Here is a 4,264-nt window from a genome sequence, read left to right on the forward strand (position 1 = left end):
CAGCCGGACAATACCCGCGAGATCAAACCCGCGGAAAATAACCTCTTTTTGCTGTACGAAGCAACCGTCCCTGCCGTCCTGGTGGAGTGCGGCTTTCTGTCCAATGCGCAGGAGGCCGCAAACCTCAGCGATCCCGACTATCAGCGCAAGGTCGCGTTTGTCGTCGGTCAGGCACTCTGCCGTTTTGTCGCCGGTGAGGAATAAATCTACTATAATAAAGGAAGAAAACCCATGGCAAAATCAAAGATCAACTATGTCTGTACCCAGTGCGGCGCAGTCCAGCCCAAATGGATGGGCAAGTGTCCCGACTGCGGCAGCTGGAATACGCTGGTGGAAAATGTGGAAACGCCGGTCTCCCGCTTTGCCGCAAGCTCCGCGCCGGTCGCCAGCTGCACCGTGCAGCGGCTTGAGCAGATCGACTCCAACGAGGAACAGCGCTACCTGACCGGTATGCAGGAGCTTAACCGCGTGCTAGGCGGCGGCATCGTGCCAGGTTCGGTGGTGCTGCTCAGCGGCGACCCTGGCATCGGTAAGTCCACTTTGCTGCTGCAAATCTGTCAGACGCTGCCCGCTCATCTGCAGATTCTGTATGTCTCCGGCGAGGAAAGTCTGCGCCAGATCAAGCTGCGCGCCGCACGTCTGGGCGTCGATACGCCCAACCTCAGCCTGAGTTCGACCACCAATATTGAGTCGGTGGTCGATGCCATCCAGACCACCAAGCCCGACCTTGTGATGGTCGATTCGATTCAGACGATGAATCTTTCGGCGCTCAATTCCTCGTCGGGCAGCGTCACCCAGGTGCGCGAATGTACCCAGCTGCTGATCAACCAGGCAAAAACGCTGGAAATTCCGGTGTTCATCGTCGGACACGTCAACAAGGACGGCGCCATCGCCGGACCGAAGGTGATGGAGCACATGGTGGACGCCGTTCTCTACTTTGAAGGAGAGCGCAACCTGTCCTATCGTATTCTCCGCGCCATCAAAAACAGATACGGCTCCACCAATGAGATCGGCGTCTTTGAGATGGGCGACACCGGTCTGGACGAGGTCGCCAATCCCTCCAAAGCTATGCTGGAAGGCCGGCCGGAGAATGTTTCCGGCACCTGCGTCGCCTGTGTCATCGAGGGTTCCCGTCCGATTTTGGCGGAGGTGCAGGCGCTGGTATCCAAGAGCGGCTATGCTGTTCCAAAGAGAATGGCGACCGGCTTTGATTACAACCGTCTGTCGTTGATTTTGGCGGTGCTGGAAAAACGCTGCGGCTACTTTTTCGGCACGCTGGACGCCTATATCAACGTCATCGGCGGCCTGAAGCTGGACGAACCCGCCGCCGACCTGCCGATTGCGCTGTCGATGGTGTCCAACCTGACCGACAAGGTCATTCCGGACGACCTTGTCGCCTTCGGTGAAGTTGGACTTGCCGGAGAAATCCGCGCGGTCAACCGCGTACTGGTGCGGGTCAAGGAAGCGCAGCGCTTGGGATTTCGCCGCTGCATCCTGCCAAAGCAGTGCGTCGCGCCGATTGCCGACGAGGTGGACATCGAGCTGATCGGTGTCAGCAGTCTGAGTCAGGCGATTTCGGTCGCGCTGGAGTAAGGGAATGGACCTCTTTCTGAAGGAACCAAACCTACCACAGTTGTCGGTTAGTGTGGCAGCAGTTTCCGAAGCTGCTCCAGCGCTGCACGATGCACTGAAAAGGCGCGGCATCCGCGTGCTGCCGGTGCAGGCGGCTGCACAGATGGCGCCGCCGGTTGCCTCCCATGCGGACATGCACCTGCTGATGCTGGACGGACAGACCGCGCTGGTTTCGCCGCATCAGCCAAAGCTTGCTGACGATTTGCGTCAGCTTGGCATCACAGTGCTGGTTGGACAAGCGTTGGGAGAAGTTTATCCGACAGATGTAGCATACAATGTTGCTATCATAGGAAACTACTATATTTGTAATGTACATACCATTTCGGAAACGGCGCATCGCTGGCTGACCGCACATGGATTGCAGCCGATCCACACGCGCCAAGGTTACAGCAAATGCTCAGTGTGTGTGGTCAGTCCAAATGCAATCATCACAGCGGATTGTTCGATTACTGGCGCAGCGCGTGCAGCCGGACTGGACGTTTTGCAGATTCGCGCCGGACATATCCGAATACCGGTCTATGATACCGGATTCATCGGCGGATGCTGCGGCAAGCTGGCGCCGGATCAGATGGGATTTTGTGGAGATGTTGATACACATCCAGACGCCGCAGCGATCCGAAACTTTTTGCAGCAACATGGCGTGCAGACAATCTGTCTGTGCGACGGACCGCTGACAGACATCGGCGGAATCATTCCGGTGATGGTTTCGGCGGACAAAACCAGTTCATAAGCATCATGATATGATTCGGAAAAAAAGCTCCCTGAATTTCGCTAAATTTTCATTTAGCGAAATTAGCAATACCAAAAAATGGGGCTTCCCCGCAACCAATCTGTCCGCCGTATCTGAGATGCTGTCCAAATCATCAATTTAACAAACTGCAAACCAATTTTGTTTTTTATTATATTTTGGATGGAATTTGCGCGTTCTGACCGGACAAGCCGCCGGTTTGCCAGTAAGAATCACTAAACATCCAATTTTAAGCTAAACACATCAATTTGGAGCGATCAAACAATTATGGATAAAAATATTCTGTTTGAATGTCCCGAAATCCTGCGGGAGTTTTTGTTTTATATGGAAACCATTCTGGGACGTTCGCCAAAAACGGTTCAAGGTTATTACATCGAGCTGCGGACCTTTTTTCGGTACATCAAATCGGTCAAGGAGTTAAACCGTGTTCCGCAGAGCCTTCAGGAACTGGAAGAAATCTCGATTCAGGACCTCACCAAGGAGCTGGTCTGCGGCGTGACCCTCAACGACATCTACGGCTTTCTGCATTTTTGTATGGATGTGCTGGGCAACAACACGGCCAGCCGCTCGCGCAAAATCGCCAGCATCCGCGGACTGTACAAATACCTGACCACCCGCACCAATTATATGGAAGAAGATCCGACCAAAAATCTGGACATGCCTTCCCAGCGCCAGAGTATTCCGAAATTTCTGACGCTGGCACAATCGCTGGTGCTTCTGGCGCATGTGCAGGACAGCTCTCCTGCCACCACTGCCCGCGATTACTGTATGATCACCTTGATGCTCAACTGTGGGATGCGTGTGTCCGAGCTGGTGGGCATCAATCTGGAGGACATCCGCGACAACACCCTTAAGCTGCTGGGCAAAGGCAACAAGGAACGGATCGTCTTTCTCAATGAAGCGTGCATGACGGCGCTGGAACAGTACCTGAAGTTTCGCAAAACGCCGGACACCGGCACCGATCGGACGGCGCTGTTTTTGTCCAAGCAAAACCGCCGGATGACCGCCCGCCGTGTCGAACAGATCGTACAGAAATACCTCAAGGCCAGCGGTCTGGACGGTCAGGGCATCTCACCGCACAAGCTGCGCCATACGGCTGCCACCCTGATGTATCAGCACGGCGGCGTGGACATCCGCGCACTCAAGGAAATTCTCGGACACGCCAATATCGGCACCACCGAAATCTACACCCACATCACCGACCGGATGATCGAGGATGCCGCCAATCGTTCGCCGCTGTCCGAGGTCAAACGCCGTCCTACTCAGCAGGAACTGCTGCTGGAGGAGCTGGAAAAGGAAAAACAGCAAAAGGACAAAGAAAAAGAAGCGGCAGCGGAGGAATAATACGACACGCGTCTCCCCTTCTTCCCTGCCCTTCCCTTTTATTCGACAAAATTAAAACAGCAAAAGAGAGCAAAATACAGGAGGAAAAACGATGGATCTCAAAGAAAAGGCCGTACTGGCCGTTGATGCGCTGGAAAAGGAATATCCAGACGCTGTCTGCTCGCTCGAATATGACCCTGCCAAGGCGTATGAGCTGCTCATCTCCACTCGCCTGTCGGCACAGTGTACCGATGCACGGGTCAACATTGTGACCAAGGATCTGTTCCAGAAGTACACTTCCCTCGCCGACTTTGCAGCGGCGACCCAGGAGGAGATGGAGGAAGCGATCAAGACCTGCGGCCTGTTCAAGACCAAGGCGCGTGACATCATCGCCATGTCCAAGATGCTGCTGGAGGAGTACGACGGCATCCTGCCGGACACCGTGGAGGAGCTGACCAAACTGCCAGGTATCGGACGCAAGACCGCCAACCTGATCGTCGGCGACATCTACCACAAACCGGCGGTGGTCTGCGACACCCACTGCATCCGCATCACCAATCT

General features: G+C 54.8%; 5 protein-coding genes. All 5 read left to right on the top strand.

All coding sequences use genetic code 11. The features are described from left to right. On the top strand, window positions 1–204 hold a 204-nt coding region (locus Q0L39_RS11010), incomplete at its 5' end, for an N-acetylmuramoyl-L-alanine amidase (protein WP_296629169.1). 27 nt (window positions 205–231) lie between these two features. Then, window positions 232–1,593 (top strand): DNA repair protein RadA, encoded by a 1,362-nt coding sequence (gene radA, locus Q0L39_RS11015; RefSeq protein WP_296629171.1) that lies wholly within the window; start codon window positions 232–234, stop codon window positions 1,591–1,593. Window positions 1,594–1,597: 4 nt separating this feature from the next. Beyond that, window positions 1,598–2,362 carry a DUF6873 family GME fold protein gene (locus Q0L39_RS11020; protein WP_296629173.1) on the top strand — a complete coding sequence of 255 codons (765 nt, stop codon included), beginning with the start codon at window positions 1,598–1,600 and terminating at the stop codon, window positions 2,360–2,362. A 285-nt stretch (window positions 2,363–2,647) separates the two neighbouring features. After that, complete coding sequence (locus Q0L39_RS11025; protein WP_296629174.1) at window positions 2,648–3,724, top strand: tyrosine-type recombinase/integrase; 1,077 nt, start codon at window positions 2,648–2,650, stop codon at window positions 3,722–3,724. A 91-nt stretch (window positions 3,725–3,815) separates the two neighbouring features. After that, a partial coding sequence (locus Q0L39_RS11030; protein ID WP_296629176.1) for an endonuclease III occupies window positions 3,816–4,264 on the top strand: 449 nt, incomplete at its 3' end.

Origin of the sequence: uncultured Negativibacillus sp. (genome assembly GCF_944388365.1) — a bacterium.
Taxonomy (GTDB): domain Bacteria; phylum Bacillota; class Clostridia; order Oscillospirales; family Ruminococcaceae; genus Negativibacillus.

Coding starts and splice junctions, on each gene's coding strand:
- radA (WP_296629171.1), top strand. CDS start 232: ATGGCAAAATCAAAGATCAACTATGTCTGTACCCAGTGCGGCGCAGTC.
- Q0L39_RS11020 (WP_296629173.1), top strand. CDS start 1,598: ATGGACCTCTTTCTGAAGGAACCAAACCTACCACAGTTGTCGGTTAGT.
- Q0L39_RS11025 (WP_296629174.1), top strand. CDS start 2,648: ATGGATAAAAATATTCTGTTTGAATGTCCCGAAATCCTGCGGGAGTTT.